The following is a 669-nucleotide window of genomic DNA, read 5'->3' on the forward strand; positions in this document are numbered from 1 at the left end:
CTGCGCCCTGGAAATACGGGGCACCGCGTCCATCGCCAAAGCCGTGACCGAACGCGCCGCCAGCGCCTCCAGCAGATCCGGACGAAACGCCGGGCTCAGCAAACTGATCAGAGTCGCTCCGGCCCGCAGCAAACCGATTTCTTCGTCGGCGGGCGGATTCACCTTCAACACCACCGAACTGGCCCACGTTTCTCCCGCAGCGCCGATCGCCGCGCCTGCTCTCACATACGCCTCATCGGTGAACGAGGCGGCCTCTCCCGCACCCATCTCGACCATGACCTCATACCCCAGGCCAATCAGCTGCTTCACCGTGCTCGGCGTTGCCGCCACACGGGTCTCCCGGCCCGACTCGGCCACGATCCCGATGCGTTCCACGTTTCTCTTCCTCTCCGTCCTAATTTATTGCCGTTACAGGCAAAGATCTTTGTCTTGCGGCTTGCCAGTAAGCCCCCGGGGACCTCATGACCACTTCAGTGGAAAGCTCAAATACGCCCGCACGGAAATCGTTACGCTCGACCTCCGGCACACCGGCGCGCAATGCGGTCGAAGCGCTCACGATGGCGGCCCAGGCGTCCAAATCTCAGCAGACGCGAGCACCTGCCCTACGCAGGTATGCACCCCAAGTGCCGGAGGTGAGGTTCATGCCAGCCTCCATCTTCGAAGGTGCGG

1 protein-coding gene and 1 pseudogene are annotated in these 669 nt (G+C 63.1%); one reads left to right on the top strand and one right to left on the bottom strand.

What is annotated here, in order from left to right:
* A pseudogene (locus AC5RVV_RS17750) lies at positions 1-375 on the bottom strand (Re/Si-specific NAD(P)(+) transhydrogenase subunit alpha); the annotation flags it as partial.
* Positions 376-461: 86 nt separating this feature from the next.
* Between AC5RVV_RS17750 and AC5RVV_RS17755 the strand changes: the two are divergent.
* On the top strand, positions 462-669 hold a 208-nt coding region (locus AC5RVV_RS17755), incomplete at its 3' end, for a hypothetical protein (protein WP_494002670.1).

The sequence above is a fragment of the Arthrobacter sp. MDT2-34-1 genome (assembly GCF_059091365.1).